The sequence below is a fragment of the Curtobacterium sp. MCLR17_059 genome (assembly GCF_003234665.1).
Taxonomy (GTDB): Bacteria; Actinomycetota; Actinomycetes; order Actinomycetales; family Microbacteriaceae; genus Curtobacterium; species Curtobacterium flaccumfaciens.
Genome location: NZ_QKSU01000002.1, coordinates 134,959 through 153,081 on the forward strand (window position 1 = coordinate 134,959; position 18,123 = coordinate 153,081).

The following is an 18,123-nucleotide window of genomic DNA, read 5'->3' on the forward strand; positions in this document are numbered from 1 at the left end:
GTGCGGAGCAACCCTGCGCCGCACAGGTGCCAAGCCTAGCCGCTCCGACATGTCCGTTCCGTGTCAGCCGCGGCGCGAGTCGGCAGCCCCCGGAGCACCCGGTCGGGGCCGTGACGGGAGCCGTACAGTGGAGCGCATGAGGTTCTACGAGACGCGGCCGACGCACGACCTGACCTACTCCGACGTCTTCCTCGTCCCGAGCCGTTCCGGCATGACGAGCCGCTTCGACGTCGACCTCGCGGCGAACGACGGCAGCGGTGCCACGATCCCGATCGTCAGCGCCAACATGAACTCCGTCACCGGCCCCCGGCTCGCCGCCACCCTGGCCCGCCGCGGTGGTCTGGGCGTGCTGCCGCAGGACATGCACCTGCAGGACCTCGACGCCGCGATCCGCTGGGTGAAGGACCAGCCGGTCGACTTCGACACCGCCTACGACATGGGTGCGCAGACCACCGTCGCCGAGGCCCTCGAGCAGCTCCTGCCGGTGGCCGGCCGTGGTGTGGTCGTCCGCGACGCCGACGGCGAGTACCTCGGCTGCGTGCCCGCGACCCGCCTCGGCACCGCCGGCCCCGACGCCGTCCTCGGTGACCTGCTGCACGGCGCCTCGACCGCGATCGACGCCGAGGACGCCGGCACACCCCGCCACGTGTACGACGTGCTCTCGGCCGCCGAGGTCGACTTCGCGCCGGTCATGCGGCACGGCCGGGTCGTCGGGACCACGAGCCAGACGAGCGCGATCCGCTCCGACATCTACACGCCCGCCGTCGACGCTTCCGGCCGGCTCCGGGTCGCTGCCGCGCTCGGCATCAACGGCGACGTCGCGGCCAAGGCGAAGGCGCTGGCCGCCGCGGGCGTGGACGTCCTGGTCCTCGACACCGCGCACGGTCACCAGGACAGCATGCTCCGCGCACTCCGCACGGTCGCGTCGCTGCAGCTCGGCATCCCGCTCGTCGCCGGCAACGTCGTCACCGCCGACGCCGTCACGCACCTGGTCGGGGCCGGAGCGGACATCATCAAGGTCGGCGTCGGACCGGGCGCCATGTGCACCACCCGCATGATGACGGCCGTCGGTCGCCCGCAGTTCTCCGCCGTGCTCGAGACCGCCGCGGCTGCCCGCTCGCTCGGTGCGCACGTCTGGGCGGACGGCGGGGTGCGCTACCCGCGCGACGTCGCCCTCGCGCTGGCAGCCGGGGCGTCCGCCGTCATGATCGGCTCGTGGTTCGCCGGCACGCTCGAGGCCCCCGGTGTCCTGCGCCGCGACGCCGCCGGCAAGGCGTACAAGGAGAGCTGGGGCATGGCCTCGGCGAAGGCCGTCCGCGAGCGCTTCGAGCGGCTCGACCCGTACGAGCGGGCCCGCAAGGCGCTCTTCGCCGAGGGGATCTCGTCGTCGACGATCTACCTCGACCCGGAGCGCCCGAGCGTCGAGGACCTGCTCGACATGATCACCACCGGCGTCCGCAGCTCCGCCACCTACGCGGGCGCGTCGTCCCTCGCCGAGTTCTCCGAGCGCGCGCTGGTCGGCATCCAGTCCGCCGCCGGGTACGAGGAGGGCAAGCCCCTGCCCGTCAGCTGGTAGCGCGGACGGGGCGTGCGTCGCCCTGGTCGCGACCACGGACGGACGGGAGGCGCGGTGCCAGCTGGCACCGCGCCTCCCGTCCGTCCTTCCGCTGCGTCTACCGGCGTCGGGTCGCGTCCTCGACCTCGCCCACCAGCTCCTCGAGGATGTCCTCGAGGAACAGCACGCCGATCGTGCGGCCGTCCGCGTCGAAGGCGCGGGCCACGTGGCGCCCGGCGGCCCGCATGGTCGCGAGCGCGTCCTCGAGGTCCATCTCGGTGTAGAGCGAGATGAGCTGACGGATGCGCTTCGGCGGCACCGGGTCGTCGAACTCGTCCGGACGCAGGTCGATGACGTCCTTCACGTGCACGTAGCCCGTGGGCGAGCCGTCCTCGCCGACGAGCACGTAGCGGGAGAACCCGCGCTGTGCCACGGCGTGCTCGACGTCGGCCGGGGTGGCGTCGTCGGGCAGGGTGACGAGTTCGGCCATCGGCACGGCGACGTCACGGACCTTCTTCTCGGTGAACTCGAACGCCAGGGCGAGCTTGCCGTCGTCGGTCAGGGTGCCCTCGCGGCGTGACTGCTCCACGATGGTCTGCACCTCCTCCACCGTGAAGGCGCTCACCGCTTCGTCCTTGGGCTCGACGCGGAACAGCCGCAGCACGGCGTTCGCGACCTCGTTCAGGCCGACGATGACCCAGTGCAGGCCGTGACCGATGTACCAGAGCGTCGGGACGAGCAGCAGTGCGGCGCGGTCCGGCATCGAGAACGAGATGTTCTTCGGCACCATCTCGCCGAACACCACGTGCAGGAACGACACGAGCAGCAGCGTGAACACGAAGGCCACGGTGCCGATCACCTCGGCGCTCCAGCCGGTCAGGTGCAGCGGGACCTCGAGCAGGTGGTGGATCGCCGGCTCGGACACGTTCAGGATGAGCAGCGAGCAGACCGTGATGCCGAGCTGGGTCGTCGCGAGCATGCGGGTGGCGTGCTCCATCGCCCACAGCGTCATCTGCGCGGCCTTCGAGCCCTCTTCGGCGCGGGGCTCGATCTGCGAACGGCGTGCGGAGATGACCGCGAACTCCGCTGCGACGAAGTACGCGTTGCCCATCAACAGGACGACGAGCCAGAAGATGCCCCACCAGTCAGAGCTCATCGGGTGCTGCCCTTCGTCGTGGTGGCCGAGGCCTTCGTGGTGGTCGGGGTGCTCTTGGTGGACGGGATGATGATCGCGGTCGCCGCCGTGTCGGTCGACGGGCGCGTCGGGGTCCAGCGGATGCGGTCGATCCGACGGCCGTCCAGCCGCTCGACGCGGAACACACCGCCGTCCAGTGGCACCTCGTCGCCGACGACGGGCAGGCGGCCCAGCGTCGACATGACGAACCCGCCGACGGTCTCGTACGGGCCCTCCTCGGGCACCTTCACGCCGGCGCGGTCCTCGAGCTCGTCGGGACGCAGCAGACCGGGGAAGGTCAGCCAGTCGCGGGAGCGGACCACGTCGATGCGGGCGCGGTCGTGCTCGTCGGAGACCTCGCCGACGATCTCCTCGATCAGGTCCTCGAGCGTGACGACCCCGGCGGTGCCGCCGTACTCGTCGACGACGATGACCATCTGGTAGCCGCGGCCGCGGACCTCGGCGAGCAGGGTGTCGCCGGGCATGGTCTCCGGCACGCGTTCGGCGTCGGTCATGAGCGCCCCGACGGGGACCTCCGGACGCTTCTCGCGCGGCACGGCGACGGCCTGCTTGACGTGCACGATGCCGACGACGTCGTCCGCGTCCTCCTCGATGACGGGGAAGCGGCTGAAGCCGGTCTTGCGGGCGAGGGCGATGACGTCCTCGGCAGACTCCGACACGCGGATGGTGGAGAGCCGCGGGCGCGGGGTCATCACGTCGCTGGCGCTCAGCTCGGAGAACGAGATGGTGCGCTCGAGGAGCGTCGCGGTGTCCTGTTCGAGCGAGCCCTCGGAGGCCGAGCGACGCAGCAGCGAGGTGAGTTCCTCGGCGCTGCGGGCACCGGAGAGTTCCTCCTGCGGCTCGATGCCCAGCGACCGGAGCACGGCGTTCGCGGTGCCGTTCAGCAGCGCGACGGCGGGCTTGAAGACCGTCGTGAACGCGATCTGCAGCGGGACCACGAGCCTGGCGGTCTGCAGGGGCAGCGCGAGCGCGAAGTTCTTCGGCACGAGCTCGCCGAGGATCATCGACAGCAGGGTCGCGATGACGAGCGCCACGATCGAGCCGACGGTCTCGACGATGCCCTCCGGCAGGTTCATCGCCAGGAACGGTGCCTCGAGCAGCTTCGCGATCGAGGGTTCGAGCAGGTAGCCGGTCAGCAGCGTGGTCAGCGTGATGCCGAGCTGTGCGCTGGACAGGTGCGTCGAGGTGACCTTCAGCGCGCCGATGACCGGCGCGAGGCCGGCTTCACCGCGGTCGCGCCGCGCTTCGACGTCGGCGCGGTCGAGGTTGACCAGCGCGAACTCGGACGCGACGAAGACACCCGTGCCGAGGGTCAGCAGGATGCCGCCGATCAGCATGACGATGTCGATCGGACTCATGATTCACCCCCGTTCGCGCACAGGGATGACGTGCAGCTCACCGAGTGAGCGGCGGATGAGTGAGGCGAAGAACTATTCGGGGGATCGTCCACAGTGCTGCCAATCGTACTGCCTGCGCGGTCGCCGGACCGTGAATCCGTACAGAACGGACCCGCGCCTAGGCCGTGATCCGCGCGCGGTGGTACTGCTGCGGCTCGTAGTCGACCGGCACGCGGAGTTCGACGGCGGCACGGAGCGCGAACGACGGGTCGCGGAGCATCTCGCGACCGATCATCACGACGTCGGCCAGGCCGGTCGCGACGATCTGCTCGGCCTGGAACGCCTCGGAGATCATGCCCACGGCGATCGTCGGGATGCCGGCGTCGCGCTTGATCGCCGCGGCGTGCGGCACCTGGTAGCCGGGGCCGACCGGGATCGGCGCGCTCGCGACGTTGCCGCCGGTCGACACGTCGGCCAGGTCGGCACCGTGCTCCGCGGCCCAGCGGGCGACGACGGTGGTCTCGTCGAGCGTGAGCCCGCCGTCGACCCAGTCGGTGGCCGAGAAGCGGACGACGATCGGGAAGCCCTCGCCGACCTCGGCGCGCACGGCGTCGACGACCTCGAGCAGCGCGCGGGCACGGTTCTCGAGCGAGCCGCCGTACTGGTCGGTGCGCTGGTTGCTGAGCGGCGAGAGAAACTGGTGCAGCAGGTAGCCGTGAGCCGCGTGGATCTCGACCAGGTCGAACCCGGCCTCGACCGCGCGGCGGGCGGACTGCGCGAAGGCGAGGGCGACGACGCGGATGTCCTCCACCGCGAGCTCGCGCGGGACGTCGTAGCCGTCGAAGGCCACGGCCGACGGCGCGACCGTGGTCCAGCCGCCCTGGTCGGCGGGGACGGTGCCGTGCGTGGTGTCCCAGGGGCGGTAGGTCGACGCCTTGCGCCCGGCGTGCGCGAGCTGGATGCCCGCCGCGGCCCCCTGCTCGTGCAGGAAGTCGACGATCGGCTTGAACGCGTCGCGCTGCTGGTCGTTCCACAGCCCGAGGTCCTGCGGGGTGATCCGTCCCTCGGGCACGACGCCCGTCGCCTCGACGACGACCGCGCCGGCGCCGCCCTTGGCGAACCCGCCCAGGTGCACGAGGTGCCACGGCGTCGGGACGCCGTCCTGCTGGTCCACCGAGTACTGGCACATCGGGGAGACCCAGATGCGGTTGCGGACGGTCAGGTCACGGACGGTGATCGGGTCGAACAGGGCGTGCGTCACGCGGGCTCCTCAGAGGACGGGTGCCGGCGCCTCGGCCAGTTCCGTCAGGAACGACCGCAGCGACGCCGGCGACGTGTAGTGGTGGCCGACCGCCCCGATCGCTTCCGCACCGGTGGCGTTCTCGGCCCTGTTGTCCACGAACACCATCTGACCCGGGTCGATTCCCAAGCGTGCACAGGTGTCGCGGTAGATGGATGCCGCGGGCTTCAGGACGTGCTCCTCGGCGCTCACCACGACGGTCTCGAACAGCGAGCCCATCGGGGAGCGGCGGTACGGGTCGCCGAAGTCGAAGCCCGCGTTCGAGAGCAGGGCGACACGGGTGCCGGCGTCGTGCAGCTCCTCGACGATCTCGAGGGTCTCCGGCTCGACCTCGAACCACCCGGTGAAGTCGATCGCCCAGAACCGGTGGATCTCGGAGATGCTCCAGCTCCGTCCGGTCCGTTCCGCGATGGCACGCCAGTACGCCACGACGGACAGGTCGCCGCGGTCCAGGTCGTGCCGGAGCTCCTGGTACACCGGGAACAGCTCGTCCGCCGGGACCCCGGTGGCGGCCACGAGTGCGTCCCGCGAGGCGTGCGGCGTCCGGCTGATCACCTCGCCGTAGTCGAAGACCACCACGCGACCAGGCAGGAACAGGCTCATGTGCTCCACCGTAACGTGGGGCCGGTGAACGACTTCGTGCCCGTCCGACCGTCCGATGCCGCCGTGTGGGTCACCGCGCCGACGGGGGAGTCCACCAAGTACCGCCGCGGGGTGCTCGGCGTCGCGACCGGGTCCGACCAGTACCCCGGCGCCGCGGTGCTCGGGGTCGACGCCGCCGTGCACACCGGCGTCGGCATGGTCCGGTACGTCGGACCGTCACGCGCCACCGACCACGTGCTCACCCGCCGCCCCGAGGTCGTGTCCGGCGTCGGACGCGTGCAGGCCTGGCTCGTCGGCTCCGGGATCTCGGCGCCGACGCTCGGTGAGCTGGACGCGACGACGGCGGCGGGCTTCTCGCACGCCTCCGACGACGGCGTCCCGGTCGTCGTCGACGCCGGGGCGATCCCGCTCGTCGACCTCGGGCCGCTCGCCGTGCTCACCCCGCACGCCGGTGAGCTCGCTTCGTTCCTCGGGGTCGATCGTGCCGAGATCGAGCAGGACCCGGCCGCCGCAGCGCTCCGGGCGGCGGAGCAGACCGGCAGCGTCGTGCTGCTCAAGGGCGAGCGGACCCACGTGGTCACCCCGGACGGGTCGGTGCGGCTCGTGGCGTCCTCGGCGACGCCGTGGCTCGCGGCGGCCGGTGCCGGGGACGTGCTGGGCGGGGTGCTCGGGGCGCTCGTCGCCGCGCGGCAGGGCTCCGTCGAGGCGACCGGTTCGTCGCTCACCCCGTCGGACCTCGCGCACCTGGCCGCGTCGGCCGCGGTGGTGCACGGGCTCGCGGCGCGGCGGGCCTCCGGCGGCGGGCCGTTCCCGATGACGACGCTCATCGCCGAGCTGCCGGGGGTCGTGCGGGACCTGGTCGTCGACGGGGACGCGCGCGGCTAGCGGTCGGTGCGCGTGCACCTTCCGACGATCCACGAGGGGATCGACGCGTGTTCTGTCGAAGGATGCGCACGCGATGGATTCGTGCGCATGTTCCGACGGGACACCACGGGTTCGACAGGTGCAAGGTCGCAACATGCGCACGCATCAGCCAGCGGGTGCGGCTCCAGGACGCGACGACCGACGGACGGGAGGCGCGGTGCCAGCTGGCACCGCGCCTCCAGGCCGTCGGCGGGCACGTCACGGGCGTGACGCGCGTCGTGGACGTCAGCTCGCGGGGGTCGCGTGCACCAGGAACTCGACGGAACCCGCGTCGTCGACCTTGACGAACCCCAGGCTCGGGGCCTGCACGCCGTAGTCCGAGAAGGTGATCGGGACCGAACCGGAGATGTCGACGCCGTCGCCGTTCAGGCCGACCTGCAGCTTCGCGGTGACGTCCTTCGTGACGCCGTGCAGGGTGAGCTTCCCCGGAGCCGTCACGGTCGTCGTGTCGGAGCCGCTCGGGACCGCGTCGGCGATCGGTCCGGTGAGTTCGAAGGTGGCCTCGGGGAAGGCCGCGGCGTCCATCGCGGAGTCGCGGAAGTAGGCGTCGCGCTGGTCGGAGTCGGTGGTGATGTCGGCGACCTGCACCGTGATCTTCGCGGCGGTGATGCTCGTGCCGTCGACGGTCGCGGTGCCGGAGACGCTGTCGGTGCGGCCGGTGACGGTGACGTCGGAGCCGTTCAGGACCTCGTGGACGCGGTACCCGGCTTCCGAGTCGCCGCCGACCGTCCACTCGCCGGACAGGTCCGTATCGTCGAGGGTGGAGGCCTCGCGGGTGGCGGCGACGGACGGCGCGGCCGAGGCCTTCGCGTTCTCGTTGCTCGTGTAGACGTTCGTGAAGACCACCGCGCCCACGACGCCGAGGACGACGACGGCGGCGATGACGGAGATCCAGATGACGGCCTTGCGGCGCTTGCGCGGGGTGTCGGAGGTCACGAGCAGAACGGTGACACGTCATGCTCGGGAGACCCTGAGTCCGTGGCAGCGATCGCCCCCGCTCCGGCCGCTACGCTCGTCCGGTGCAGAGGACCTCGACCCGGTGGCTCGAACTCGCCGGCTTCGTCCTGGCGTTCGTCGCCGTGCACGGGTTCCTGTGGTGGCTGACCCTCGTGTCGGCGAACCTGCCGCTCGGTGACGTGACCATCACCTACAGCCGCTGGATCGAGACCGGGCGGACCGCGGACTTCTGGGTCGGCGTCGACGGCGCGTGGGTGTACCCGATCCTGGCGATCGTGCCGATGGCGGCCGCGGCCCTCGGGGGAGTCGCATCGATCGGCACCGGCTGGCTGCTGCTGATGGTGCTGCTCGACGCCGTGGCGTGCGCGTTCCTGTGGCGGTTCCGGGCGCGCGTGGGGTCGTCGGACCGCTTCGGCGTGCACGGCGTGCGGGTCGTCTGGTGGTGGCTGCTGTTCCTGCTCGCGCTCGGGCCGATCGCGCTCGGTCGGATCGACACCGTCGCGACGGTGTTCGCGCTGGTGGGCGTGGCGTTCGTGGCCTCGAGGCCGGCCGTCGCGTCCGCGCTCTTCACCGCCGGTGCCTGGACGAAGGTGTGGCCCGCGGCGCTCGTCGCGGTGCTGCTGCTCCTGCGTCGCGGACACCGCCGGGGTGTGCTCGCCGGGGCCCTGGTGCTGAGCGCCCTGATCGTGCTCGTCGACGTGCTGTGGGGCGGTGCGCCGTACCTGCTGTCCTTCGTCGGTGAGCAGACCGGCCGTGGGCTGCAGATCGAGTCACCGCTCGCGACGCCCTTCATGTGGGCCGCAGCGTTCGGCGTCCCGGGTGCAGCGGTGTTCTACGACCAGGAGATCCTGACCTTCGAGGTGTCCGGTGCCGGCACGTCCGCCGCCGCCGCGGTGTCGACGCCGCTGATGGCCGTCGTCGTGGTGGCCGGGGTCGTGCTCGCGCTCTGGGCCGCGCGCCGCGGTGCCCGTCGGGCCGAGCTCGCGCCGGTCCTGGCGCTGCTGTTCGTCGCGGCGCTCATCGCGACGAACAAGGTGGGGTCGCCGCAGTACATCGGCTGGTTCGTGGTGCCGATCGTGTGGGGGCTCGCCGCCGGCACCCCCAGTGCGCGCCGGTTCGTGCCGATCGCCGTGACCGCGCTGCCGATGGCCCTGCTCACGCAGGTCATCTACCCGGGCTACTACGACCAGTTGCTCGGGGTGCAGCCGTGGATCCTCGTGGTGCTCACGGTCCGGAACGTGCTCGAGGTGGCGATCCTGGTGTGGAGCGTCGTCGTGCTGGTGCGGATGGGGCGGGCTGCGGGGTCCGGACGGGTGTCGGCGCGCTCGTCGCCGTCCGTGCGCGACCAGCCCGAGCCGGGCAGGATGGACGCATGATCGTCGCCTTCTCCGTCGCTCCGTCCGGTGGTCCCGCTGCAACGTCCGACGGGTCCGTGCACGACGCCGTCGCGGCCGCTGTCCGCGTGGTGCGCCAGAGCGGGCTGCCGAACCGCACCTCGTCGATGTTCACCGAGATCGAGGGGGAGTGGGACGAGGTCATGGACGTCGTCAAGCGCGCCACCGAGGCCGTCGGTGCGTACGGCACGCGGGTGTCACTCGTGCTCAAGGCCGACATCCGACCCGGGCACACCGGCGAGATCGACGGCAAGCTCGAACGGCTCGAGGCCGCGCTCGGCGAGTAGCGGTCAGCGGCGCCGACGCGGACGCCTGCGGCGACGGGGGTCGGTGCCGAGGACCGCGGCGACCGTCAGCATGACGAGGCCGGCGACCGCGAACACCACGACGATGACGATCCCGATCGGGTCGGTCGCGTCCTCGCAGTTCGCGGGCGCGCCGGCGGCGCAGGAGGCCAGGACGGTCGTGACGGTGGGCACGTCGTCATCCTGCACCGCAGCGTCGCCCGACACGCCGGAGCGGTCCCTCGGATGTCGGTGGCCGGGTGTCTCATGGTCTGCATTGAGCCACTTCCGGTGGCCCCGAGACGACGATGAGGAGCGCGTGATGATGCACGACGGCTGGTGCCCCGACTGCGACCTGCGAACGGTCGTCATCGACACGGACGAACAGGGCGAGAACGCCTGGGCGACCTGCGCGGAGTGCGGCACCGGATGGGTGCACCGCGACGAGCTGCCCGAGCAGGCCCCCGCACGGACCCGCACCCCGGAGCGCCAGGCGGCCTGAGCTCCCGCGGGCTTTCGCTGGTCCGTTGGAGCGGTCTACACTCGATGGACCAGGACATCACGGCCGCCCCGTCCGGTGGGGTGCTGCACCGTCGTCCCGCTCCGCCCGCACGAGAACAGGCCCCATGTCACCGCTCACGCCTGCGCGTCGCACCCTCGCGCTCATCTCGCTCGCCCTCGGCGGGTTCGCCATCGGCTCGACCGAGTTCGTCGCGATGGGGCTGCTGCCGAACATCGCGCAGGCCCTGCTCCCCGAGCAGTACGGCATCGACCCCGACGCCGGGATCGCCCACGCCGGCTGGCTCGTCAGTGCCTACGCCCTCGGGGTCGTCGTCGGTGCGCCGACCATCGCGGCGATGTCCGCCCGGTTCCCGCGCAAGGGCCTGATCCTCGTGCTGCTCGTCGGGTTCGTCGTCGCGACGATCGCGAGCGCGCTGCTGCCCTCGTTCGGTCTGGTGCTCGTCGCCCGCTTCGTCGCGGGTCTGCCGCACGGCGCCTACTTCGGCATCGCGTCGATCGTCGCCGGCGACATGATGGGCCCGGGCAAGCGCGGCAAGGGCATCGCCATGGTGCTGCTCGGCCTGTCGGTCGCGAACGTCGTCGGCGTCCCGGCGATCACGTGGGTCGGACAGGTGGCCGGGTGGCGGGTGGCGTACGGCGTCGTCGCCGCGCTGTTCGCCCTGACGTTCCTGGCCGTCGCGGCCTTCGTGCCGAAGAGCGCCCGCGACGAGCACGCCACGATCGGCCGTGAGCTCCGGGCGTTCCGCGTGCCGCAGGTGTGGATCGTGATGGGCCTCGGCGCCGTCGGGTTCGGCGGGTTCTTCGCGGTCTACTCGTACATCTCGCCGCTCGTGCAGAACGTCACCGGCATGCCCGAGTCGTTCGTGCCGATCGTGCTCGTCGTCGTGGGCATCGGCATGGTCGTCGGCGGGGTGCTCGGCGGACACCTGGCCGACCACAGCGTGAAGCGCACGATCTACGTCGGCATGTTCTCGCTCATCGGAGCCCTGCTCGTCACCGTCCTGACCGCACAGTGGCTCTGGGGCATGCTGCTCGGCGCGTTCCTGCTCGGTGCAACCTCGTCGGCGATCCCGCCGGCGGTGCAGTCGCGCCTGATGGACGTCGCCGGGGATGCCCGCACGATCGCGGCGGCGCTGAACCACTCGGCGTTCAACATCGGCAACTCGATCGGTGCGGCCCTTGGTGGCGCCGTCATCGCCGCCGGCTTCGGGTTCCTCGCACCGGGCTGGCTCGGCATCGGCCTGGCGCTGCTCGGCGTCCTGGTGACGATGGTCAGCTACGCGGTCGAGCGGCGGAGTACCCGTCGCGCCGCGGTCCGCTCCTCGTCACCGTCCACCGGCCCGATCACCGCACCGGTCCCGACGGCCTGACACGCGGGGTGCGCGCACGCACCCACCGGACGGGAGGTCCGTGGCGACGCCGCCCCGGGCCTCCCGTCCGTCACGTGGCGCGGAAGACCGCCCCGAGTGAGCAGAAGACGTCGGGTTCCGTGACGGGACCCGACGTCTTCTGCTCACTCGATGCGCGACGCAGCGCGCGCTACAGCCCCAGGGGGCTGCCGTCCTGCACGATGATGCCGTCGGTGATCGCACGCTTCCGCAGCGCGACCTTCGTGCCCACGTCGAAGCCGGCGACGCGGTACTTCTCGCGGATGCGCTTGAGGTAGCTCTTCGCGGTCTCCTCGGAGATGCCGAGCTGGTAGGCGACGCTCTTGACGGGCTCGCCACCGCCGTACAGGGCCATCACGCGACGCTCCTGGGCGCTGAGCTTCGGGACACCGCCGACGTCACCGCTGTTGATGGCGAGGTCGAGCTCGGCCGAGACGTACTGCTCGCCGCGCTGGGCGGAGCGGATCGCCTCGACGATCATGTCGGCGTCCTCGCTCTTGACGAGGTACCCGAGGGCACCGGCGCCGAGGGCCTCGCGCACGACGTTCGGCTCCGAGTACGTGCTCATCACGACGGTCTTAACGCCCGCGGTCTTGAGCGTCGAGATCTTCAGCGACACCGGGATGGAGTCCTTGAGGTCCAGGTCCAGCAGCACCACGTCGACCGGGAACGCCGGGCTCGTCAGGAGCTCGGGCCAGGTCGTGACGGCGGCCACCAGGGTGATGTCGTCGGCCGCGTTCCGGATCCACTCCGTGAGCGCGCCGAGGAGCATCCTGTGGTCGTCGACCAGTGCGAGTCGGATCGGTTCCTCTGGAGTCGCCATGCTGGCGTCCTTTCTCGGTGCGGATTGCTCGGCCGATCCTAGGAGGATGCGGGCCGGAAGTCGGTCAGGCGTGCGGGTGTCCGGCAGCTACATCGACGGATGTCGGTTCACGACGCAGTGCGCGACGATGTGCAGCGCGCCGTCGCGGACGGTCTCGGTGTACGGGCCGATGCGCTGCAGGGCGCTCCAGGCCGTCGGGCCGAGGCTGCGGCGGGGCACCCCGCGGGACTCGATGACGACGGGCACGTCCATGGTGTCGTCGCTGACCGGGTGACCGTCGGAACCGATGGGGCCGAGGGTGACGGAGACGACGGGCATGCCGGGCTGCGCGGTGCGGCCGTCGCCGACCATCTGCCAGATCGCCTGCAGCAGCCCGTCGCGCTGGGTGGGGGAGAGGTGCCCTGCCAGGGCGGTCGGGTCGGCGACGCTCACCGAGCGACCGAGGTGGTCGGACTCGGTGATCGCGTGGTACAGCCAGGTCTCGCGGCGGCCCTCGATCAGGTGCAGGCGGAGCTCGGTGGCGAGCGACGCGGCGACGGAGCTCGAGGCGTCGGACAGCGGCAGCGGGTCGGAGCCGTTGGCGACGGCGTCGAGCAGCTTCTCGGCGGCCAGGTCGAGCCGGGCGAGCTCGTCCGAGGCGAGCATGCCGACGGCGAACTGCGGCGCCTGCACGTTGCTCTGCACGAGCACCCGGTCGAGTTCGCGCTGCACGAGCTGGCGGAACCGCTGCACGACGTACAGCGCGAGCGACGGCGGCACGACGACGAGCGACAGCAGGGACACGATGCCGGGCATGGTGTCGTGCGTGATCGGCGTCGACGCGACGGCCATCACGATGAACGCGATGCCGAGCGCACCGATGGCGACGGCGACCTCGCGGGCGGGGCGGAGCGTGGCGATCGGCAGCAGGGCGAACCCGGCGGCCATCGACGCGGTCGCGGTGTGGGCGATGTCGTGCTCGGGCCAGATGCCGATGAAGTCGAGGGTGACCACGCAGGCCAGCACGACGCAGATCAACGCGAAGGCCGGACCCGTCAGCCGTTCGCCGTAGGTGAGGACGCTGAGTCCGACCCCGACGGCGGCGACGACGTAGAGCCCCCAGGCGACCGCGGGCAACCACGGGTCGGAGTACTCGTTCCAGCGCACCAGGAAGAACGCGATGCCGGCGACGGCCTCGATCGCGGTGAGGACCGCGGCGCCGAGGCCGAGGTAGCCGGCACCGAGCGAGGCGCCGGGCTTGGCGGCCTGCCGCAGGGACCGGGCACCGGTGGACGTCGACGGGAGCCCTCTGGCCTGCCGGCGCTCGCTCGTCCGGTACCGCTCGCGCGCCTCGCGGCGGGTGCGAGGTGCAGGCGGAGCGGTCTCGCCGGGCAGGCTGCGGCCGATGGTGTCCTCGGGGACCCGGGTCATCGCGGTGCCTCCAGGACGACGGTGGTGCCGGAGCCCGGCGCGGAGAAGAGCTTGGCGTCGCCGCCGACCTCGCGCAGGCGGTTCACGACGCTCTCCTTGAAGCCGAGTCGTTCGGCGCTGACGGTGGTGAGGTCGAAGCCGACGCCGGAGTCGGTGACCATCGCACGGACGACCTCGTTGTCGTGGACGATCGTGACGTGGGCCTCGCCGACGCCGGCGTGCCGACGGACGTTCTCGAGGCACTCGCCGAGCGCGAGCAGGAACGCGTCGAGCACGTTCGACGGCAGCAGGACCTGCCCGGTGCCGTGCCAGCTGACCTCGAGCCCCATCCGGCCGAAGCGCTGCTTGACCGACTCGAGGGTCTGCCCGAGGGGCGATTCCTCTTCGCGGGTGAGCGAGTAGTCACCGGACTGCGAGGGCTGGGGGGTCGCACCGAGGCGCAGGTGCCGCAGCAGTCGGGCGTCCTCGGCGGCCTGCTCGCGCATCGCCTGCTCGGAGACGCCGACGCCGGAGTGCGCCAGCAGCGTCAGGGTCGCGAGCACGGTGTCGTGCAGCAGCCGGGCACCCTGGCGGCGCTGCGCCTCGGTCTCGCTGGCCTGCCGTTCGGCGCGGTGGGCGGTGCCGATGCTGTAGATGCGGCGGGCGACGCGGGGGATGCTGCGCGAGATCCAGATCGCCACGACGGCCATCAGGATCCACCCGAGCAGTGCGCCGCTGACCGGGGTCGACAGGAGCGAGCCCGATCCCCAGACCATGAGCACCACCACGGCGCCGCCGCCGGCGATGGTGATGCCGAGACCGACCGGGTGCCCGCGCTGGGCCATCAGCGGTGCCGAGAGCCCGCCGGCGGCCAGGGGCATGACGGCGCTGGCGACGAGGGGCCGCGCCGAGTCGGGGACTCCGGTGAAGAGCAGCACCATCGTGGCGAGCCCGGCGACGACGATGGCGGCGGTCCACCACACTTCGCCGCCGCGAGCGAAGCACACGAGCGCGGTGATCATCGCGGCGATGCAGAGGAGTGCGCCGATGAGGGGCGGCGTGGGCACGGCGGCGGCGGAGAGGATGCCCACGACGCTGACCAGCGCGCAGACGATGCCCACGACACGGGTCGCCGACCGCAGCAAGCGGTCGCGTTCCTGTGCGATGAAGTCCATCGATGTCCTGGTTGGTGACGATCTGGGTGGTGCGGGAAACCGAGCGTCGGTCAGTGCCGAGCTCCACGCCATCATTCCACGCGCGCCACCCGTTGGGGGGTCTTCGGCGCGCCGTGGTGGCAGGCGGGCCCGTTCAGGAGTCGAGCAACCGCCGCAGGTGCGCCCCGACCTGCTCGTGCTCGATGAGGAACCCGTCGTGTCCGAACTCGCTCTCGATCACCGCCGCGGTGTTCCCGTCGAGTGCATCGGGCACGCCCGCGGCGATCCGGTGCTGGTCCTCGACGGGGAACAGCCGGTCGCTCGAGATCCCCACGACCAGGGTCCGCGCGGTCACGAGCCCGAGTGCCGCCGGCACCCCGCCGCGCCCGGCGCCGACGTCGTGCGAGTCCATCGCGTACGTCAGCGTGACGTAGCTCGAGGCGTCGAACCGCCGGGTGAACTTGTTGCCGTGGAAGTCGAGGTAGCTCTCCACCGAGAACCGGCCGTCGTCGCCGAGCGGGGAGACGTCGCTCTGCCAGGACCGCGCAAAGCGGCTGTTCAGCTCGTCCGACGCCCGGTAGGTCATGAGCGCCATCCGCCGGGCCAGCGAGAGTCCGCGGTGCGGGCCCTCGCCGACGTCGGCCTCGTAGTAGTCGCCGCCCGCGAACGCCGGGTCCATCTGGATCGCCGCTCGCTGCAGGGAGTTCGCCGCGATCTGGTCGGCGGTGGTCTGTGCCGTCGACGCGAGGACCGCCAGCCGCTGCACACGCGCCGGGTGCGAGACCGCGAACTCGAGGGCGTGCATGCCGCCCATCGACCCGCCGACGACGGCCGCGAAGGTCTCGATGCCGAGTCGGTCGGCGAGCTGCGCCTGCACCTCGACCTGGTCGCGCACCGTCACGAACGGGAACCGCGAGCCCCACTCCGCGCCCGACGGCGACACCGACGACGGCCCGGTGGTGCCCTGGCAGCCGCCGAGCATGTTCGGCGCGATGACGAACCACCGGTCGGTGTCGATCGCCCGGCCGGGGCCGACGACGTCACCCCACCAGCCGGCGGTGCGGTGGCCCGGGCCGGCGGCACCCGTGACGTGCGAGTCCCCGGTCAGTGCGTGCAGGACGAGCACCGCGTTGTCGCGGGCGGGGTTGAGCGTGCCCCACGTCTCGTACGCCACGCGCACGGACGGCAGGCGGCCGCCGCGCACCCACTGCTCGCCGAGGGACTCGAAGTGGCGTGCACCCGGGTGGTCACCGGGACGCCAGGCACCGGTCACGGGCGGCTTGCCGAGGGTGCCGAGTTCGGTGCCGGGCACCAGGGTGGACGGCACGGAGTCCTCGGGGGTCGTCTGCCAGTCCATCGTGCGTCCAGTCTGCCGGGAGGCGCGGGTCGCCGCCGCCGTGTTACGTCACGCCCGGCGCGTGGCCGGCCTTCGGGCCGTGCTCGCCGTTCCGTGCGCGCGCATGTTCCCACATCGTGCGCGTCGTTCGACTCGTGGATCGTCGCACCACGCGCACGTACCGGATGCGTGTGCAACGAGCGACGTCCCACGCGTCGATCGACACGTGGGACGTCGCAACATGCACGCGCATCGGCAGCCAGCCAGCCAGCCAGCCAGCCAGGCAGGCAGGCAGGCCGCGCGGGACCTACGCGCGCTGGCTCTCCTGCGCGATCGCCCGGGCCGCGGCGAGCCCGGCCTCGAGGTCGGCCTTCAGGTCGGCGATGTTCTCGATGCCGACCGACAGCCGCACCAGGCCGGGCGTGACCCCGGTCGTCAGCTGCTGCTCGGGGGTCAGCTGCGAGTGCGTGGTCGACGCCGGGTGGATGACGAGCGAGCGGACGTCGCCGATGTTGGCCAGGTGCGAGAACAGCTGCAGGTTGTCGACGAACGCCTTGCCCGCGGTCACCCCGCCCTTGAGCTCGAACGACAGCACGGCACCGACGCCCTTCGGCGCGTACCGGTTCGCGGCCGCGTACCAGGGCGACGTCGGCAGCCCGGCGTAGGCGACGGTGGCGACGTCGGGGTGCTGGTCGAGCCACTCCGCGATCTCCTGCGCGTTCGACACGTGCCGCTCGATGCGGAGCGACAGGGTCTCGATGCCCTGCAGCAGCGCGAACGCCGTGTCCGCCGAGTTCGACGCACCGAGGTCACGCAGCAGCTGCACCCGGGCCTTCACGATGTAGGCGAGCTCGTTGCCGACCGCCTCGGCGAAGACCGCACCGTGGTACGACGGGTCGGGCGTGTTGAACTCCGGGAACCGGTCGGCGTGCTCCGACCAGGCGAACTTCCCGCCGTCGACGATGATCCCGCCGATGACCGTGCCGTGGCCACCGAGGAACTTCGTGGCCGAGTGCACCACGATGTCGGCACCGTGCTCGAACGGACGGATCAGGTACGGCGTCGCGATCGTGTTGTCGACGATCAGCGGGACGCCGGACTCGTGGGCGACGTCGCTGACGCCCGTGATGTCGAGGACGTTGATCTTCGGGTTGCCGATGGTCTCGGCGAAGAACAGCTTCGTGTTCGGTCGGACCGCGCGGCGCCACTCCTCGAGGTCGTCCTGGTCCTCGACGAACGTCGTCTCGATGCCGAGCTTCGCCAGCGTGTACTTGAACAGGTTGTACGTGCCGCCGTAGATCGACGACGACGACACGATGTGGTCACCCGCCCCGGCGATGTTCAGCACCGCGTAGGTCTCGGCAGCCTGGCCGGACGCGACGAGCAGGGCCCCGGACCCGCCCTCGAGCGCGGCGATCCGCTGCTCGACGACGTCGTTCGTCGGGTTCATGATCCGGGAGTAGATGTTGCCCGGCTTGGCGAGCGCGAACAGGTCGCGCGCTTCGTCCGAGTTCGCGAAGACGTACGAGGTCGTCTTGTAGATCGGCGTCGCTCGAGCCCCGGTGGTCGGGTCCGGCTGTGCGCCGGCGTGGACCTGGGTGGTCTCGAACTGCCACTGCGCGGCGTCGTGCTCGGTCATCTTGGTGCTCCTGTCCGGTGCGGCTGGTCGTCGGGTCGCCCTGCGCTCGGCCTGGAGGCGCGGCGCGGCTGTGCGTCGGTGTCACGGTACGCAGGTGGCCGGGCCCGCACCACCGCACCCGCCTCGGGACGTAACGCGCGCGCCGGTCCCGCCCCGCGCCTCCCGCCCGGCCGTCCGTCCGTCCGCACCGTGCTGTCACCGTCGGACGGTGCGAGGTCGGTGGTTCGGTGCGGCACTGCCGCGCCGCACCGAACGGGCAAGCCCGCACCGGCCGGAGGAACGCGCACGGTGCGAGGTTCCGTCGGACGGTGCGAGGTCGGTGG

The 18,123-nt window shown here is 71.8% G+C and carries 17 protein-coding genes; 6 read left to right on the forward strand and 11 right to left on the reverse strand.

Features of this window, described 5'->3' with window-relative positions; genetic code table 11:
- The first annotated feature begins 136 nt into the window (after positions 1-136).
- On the forward strand, positions 137-1,576 hold the full coding sequence (locus DEJ12_RS04440; protein WP_111029188.1) for a GuaB1 family IMP dehydrogenase-related protein: 1,440 nt from the start codon (positions 137-139) through the stop codon (positions 1,574-1,576).
- Positions 1,577-1,673: 97 nt separating this feature from the next.
- Here DEJ12_RS04440 and DEJ12_RS04445 read toward each other — a convergent pair whose 3' ends face one another.
- The 4 genes from DEJ12_RS04445 to DEJ12_RS04460 form a co-directional block, all read right to left on the reverse strand.
- Positions 1,674-2,711 (reverse strand): hemolysin family protein, encoded by a 1,038-nt coding sequence (locus DEJ12_RS04445; protein ID WP_027465832.1) that lies wholly within the window; start codon positions 2,709-2,711, stop codon positions 1,674-1,676.
- Positions 2,708-4,108 (reverse strand): hemolysin family protein, encoded by a 1,401-nt coding sequence (locus DEJ12_RS04450; protein ID WP_071404734.1) that lies wholly within the window; start codon positions 4,106-4,108, stop codon positions 2,708-2,710. Before DEJ12_RS04450 ends, DEJ12_RS04445 begins: the two co-directional genes overlap by 4 nt.
- A 157-nt stretch (positions 4,109-4,265) precedes the next feature.
- Positions 4,266-5,348, reverse strand: coding sequence for an NADH:flavin oxidoreductase/NADH oxidase (locus tag DEJ12_RS04455; protein ID WP_027465830.1), 1,083 nt, complete (start codon positions 5,346-5,348; stop codon positions 4,266-4,268).
- A gap of 9 nt (positions 5,349-5,357) precedes the next feature.
- A complete protein-coding gene (locus DEJ12_RS04460) occupies positions 5,358-5,990 on the reverse strand; it encodes an HAD family phosphatase (RefSeq protein WP_111089869.1) in 633 nt (210 codons plus the stop codon).
- Between the two features lie 24 nt (positions 5,991-6,014).
- Here DEJ12_RS04460 and DEJ12_RS04465 point away from each other — a divergent pair, with 24 nt between their 5' ends.
- Positions 6,015-6,875 carry an ADP/ATP-dependent (S)-NAD(P)H-hydrate dehydratase gene (locus DEJ12_RS04465; protein ID WP_111029190.1) on the forward strand — a complete coding sequence of 287 codons (861 nt, stop codon included), beginning with the start codon at positions 6,015-6,017 and terminating at the stop codon, positions 6,873-6,875.
- A gap of 264 nt (positions 6,876-7,139) precedes the next feature.
- Here the strand turns inward: DEJ12_RS04465 and DEJ12_RS04470 are convergent, their stop codons facing one another.
- The gene (locus DEJ12_RS04470; protein WP_111029191.1) at positions 7,140-7,850 is read right to left on the reverse strand and encodes a YceI family protein; all 711 of its coding nucleotides are present in this window, start codon (positions 7,848-7,850) and stop codon (positions 7,140-7,142) included.
- A gap of 83 nt (positions 7,851-7,933) precedes the next feature.
- On the opposite strand from DEJ12_RS04470, the gene DEJ12_RS04475 reads away from it, so the two are divergent.
- Both DEJ12_RS04475 and DEJ12_RS04480 read left to right on the forward strand, forming a co-directional pair.
- Positions 7,934-9,247 carry a glycosyltransferase 87 family protein gene (locus tag DEJ12_RS04475; protein ID WP_111029192.1) on the forward strand — a complete coding sequence of 438 codons (1,314 nt, stop codon included), beginning with the start codon at positions 7,934-7,936 and terminating at the stop codon, positions 9,245-9,247.
- Positions 9,244-9,552, forward strand: coding sequence for a thiamine-binding protein (locus DEJ12_RS04480; protein ID WP_111029193.1), 309 nt, complete (start codon positions 9,244-9,246; stop codon positions 9,550-9,552). Before DEJ12_RS04475 ends, DEJ12_RS04480 begins: the two co-directional genes overlap by 4 nt.
- A gap of 3 nt (positions 9,553-9,555) precedes the next feature.
- On the opposite strand, the gene DEJ12_RS04485 is transcribed toward DEJ12_RS04480, so the two are convergent.
- Complete coding sequence (locus DEJ12_RS04485) at positions 9,556-9,744, reverse strand: hypothetical protein (RefSeq protein WP_146245116.1); 189 nt, start codon at positions 9,742-9,744, stop codon at positions 9,556-9,558.
- A gap of 127 nt (positions 9,745-9,871) precedes the next feature.
- Here DEJ12_RS04485 and DEJ12_RS04490 point away from each other — a divergent pair, with 127 nt between their 5' ends.
- Positions 9,872-10,051 (forward strand): hypothetical protein, encoded by a 180-nt coding sequence (locus tag DEJ12_RS04490; RefSeq protein ID WP_071404570.1) that lies wholly within the window; start codon positions 9,872-9,874, stop codon positions 10,049-10,051.
- Positions 10,052-10,175: 124 nt separating this feature from the next.
- Positions 10,176-11,441 carry an MFS transporter gene (locus tag DEJ12_RS04495; RefSeq protein WP_111029195.1) on the forward strand — a complete coding sequence of 422 codons (1,266 nt, stop codon included), beginning with the start codon at positions 10,176-10,178 and terminating at the stop codon, positions 11,439-11,441.
- 169 nt (positions 11,442-11,610) lie between these two features.
- Here the strand turns inward: DEJ12_RS04495 and DEJ12_RS04500 are convergent, their stop codons facing one another.
- From DEJ12_RS04500 to DEJ12_RS04520, 5 genes are all read right to left on the reverse strand, one after another.
- On the reverse strand, positions 11,611-12,282 hold the full coding sequence (locus DEJ12_RS04500; protein WP_017888182.1) for a response regulator transcription factor: 672 nt from the start codon (positions 12,280-12,282) through the stop codon (positions 11,611-11,613).
- 87 nt (positions 12,283-12,369) lie between these two features.
- Positions 12,370-13,692, reverse strand: a complete 1,323-nt coding sequence (locus DEJ12_RS04505; RefSeq protein ID WP_111029196.1) for a hypothetical protein — start codon at positions 13,690-13,692, stop codon at positions 12,370-12,372.
- Positions 13,689-14,846 carry an ATP-binding protein gene (locus tag DEJ12_RS04510; protein WP_111029197.1) on the reverse strand — a complete coding sequence of 386 codons (1,158 nt, stop codon included), beginning with the start codon at positions 14,844-14,846 and terminating at the stop codon, positions 13,689-13,691. The genes DEJ12_RS04505 and DEJ12_RS04510 overlap by 4 nt, the downstream gene beginning before the upstream one ends.
- A 133-nt stretch (positions 14,847-14,979) precedes the next feature.
- Entirely contained in the window at positions 14,980-16,182 is a 1,203-nt protein-coding gene (locus DEJ12_RS04515; protein WP_111029198.1) for a homoserine O-acetyltransferase, read from the reverse strand.
- 286 nt (positions 16,183-16,468) lie between these two features.
- Complete coding sequence (locus tag DEJ12_RS04520) at positions 16,469-17,800, reverse strand: bifunctional o-acetylhomoserine/o-acetylserine sulfhydrylase (protein ID WP_111029199.1); 1,332 nt, start codon at positions 17,798-17,800, stop codon at positions 16,469-16,471.
- Positions 17,801-18,123 lie beyond the last annotated feature (323 nt).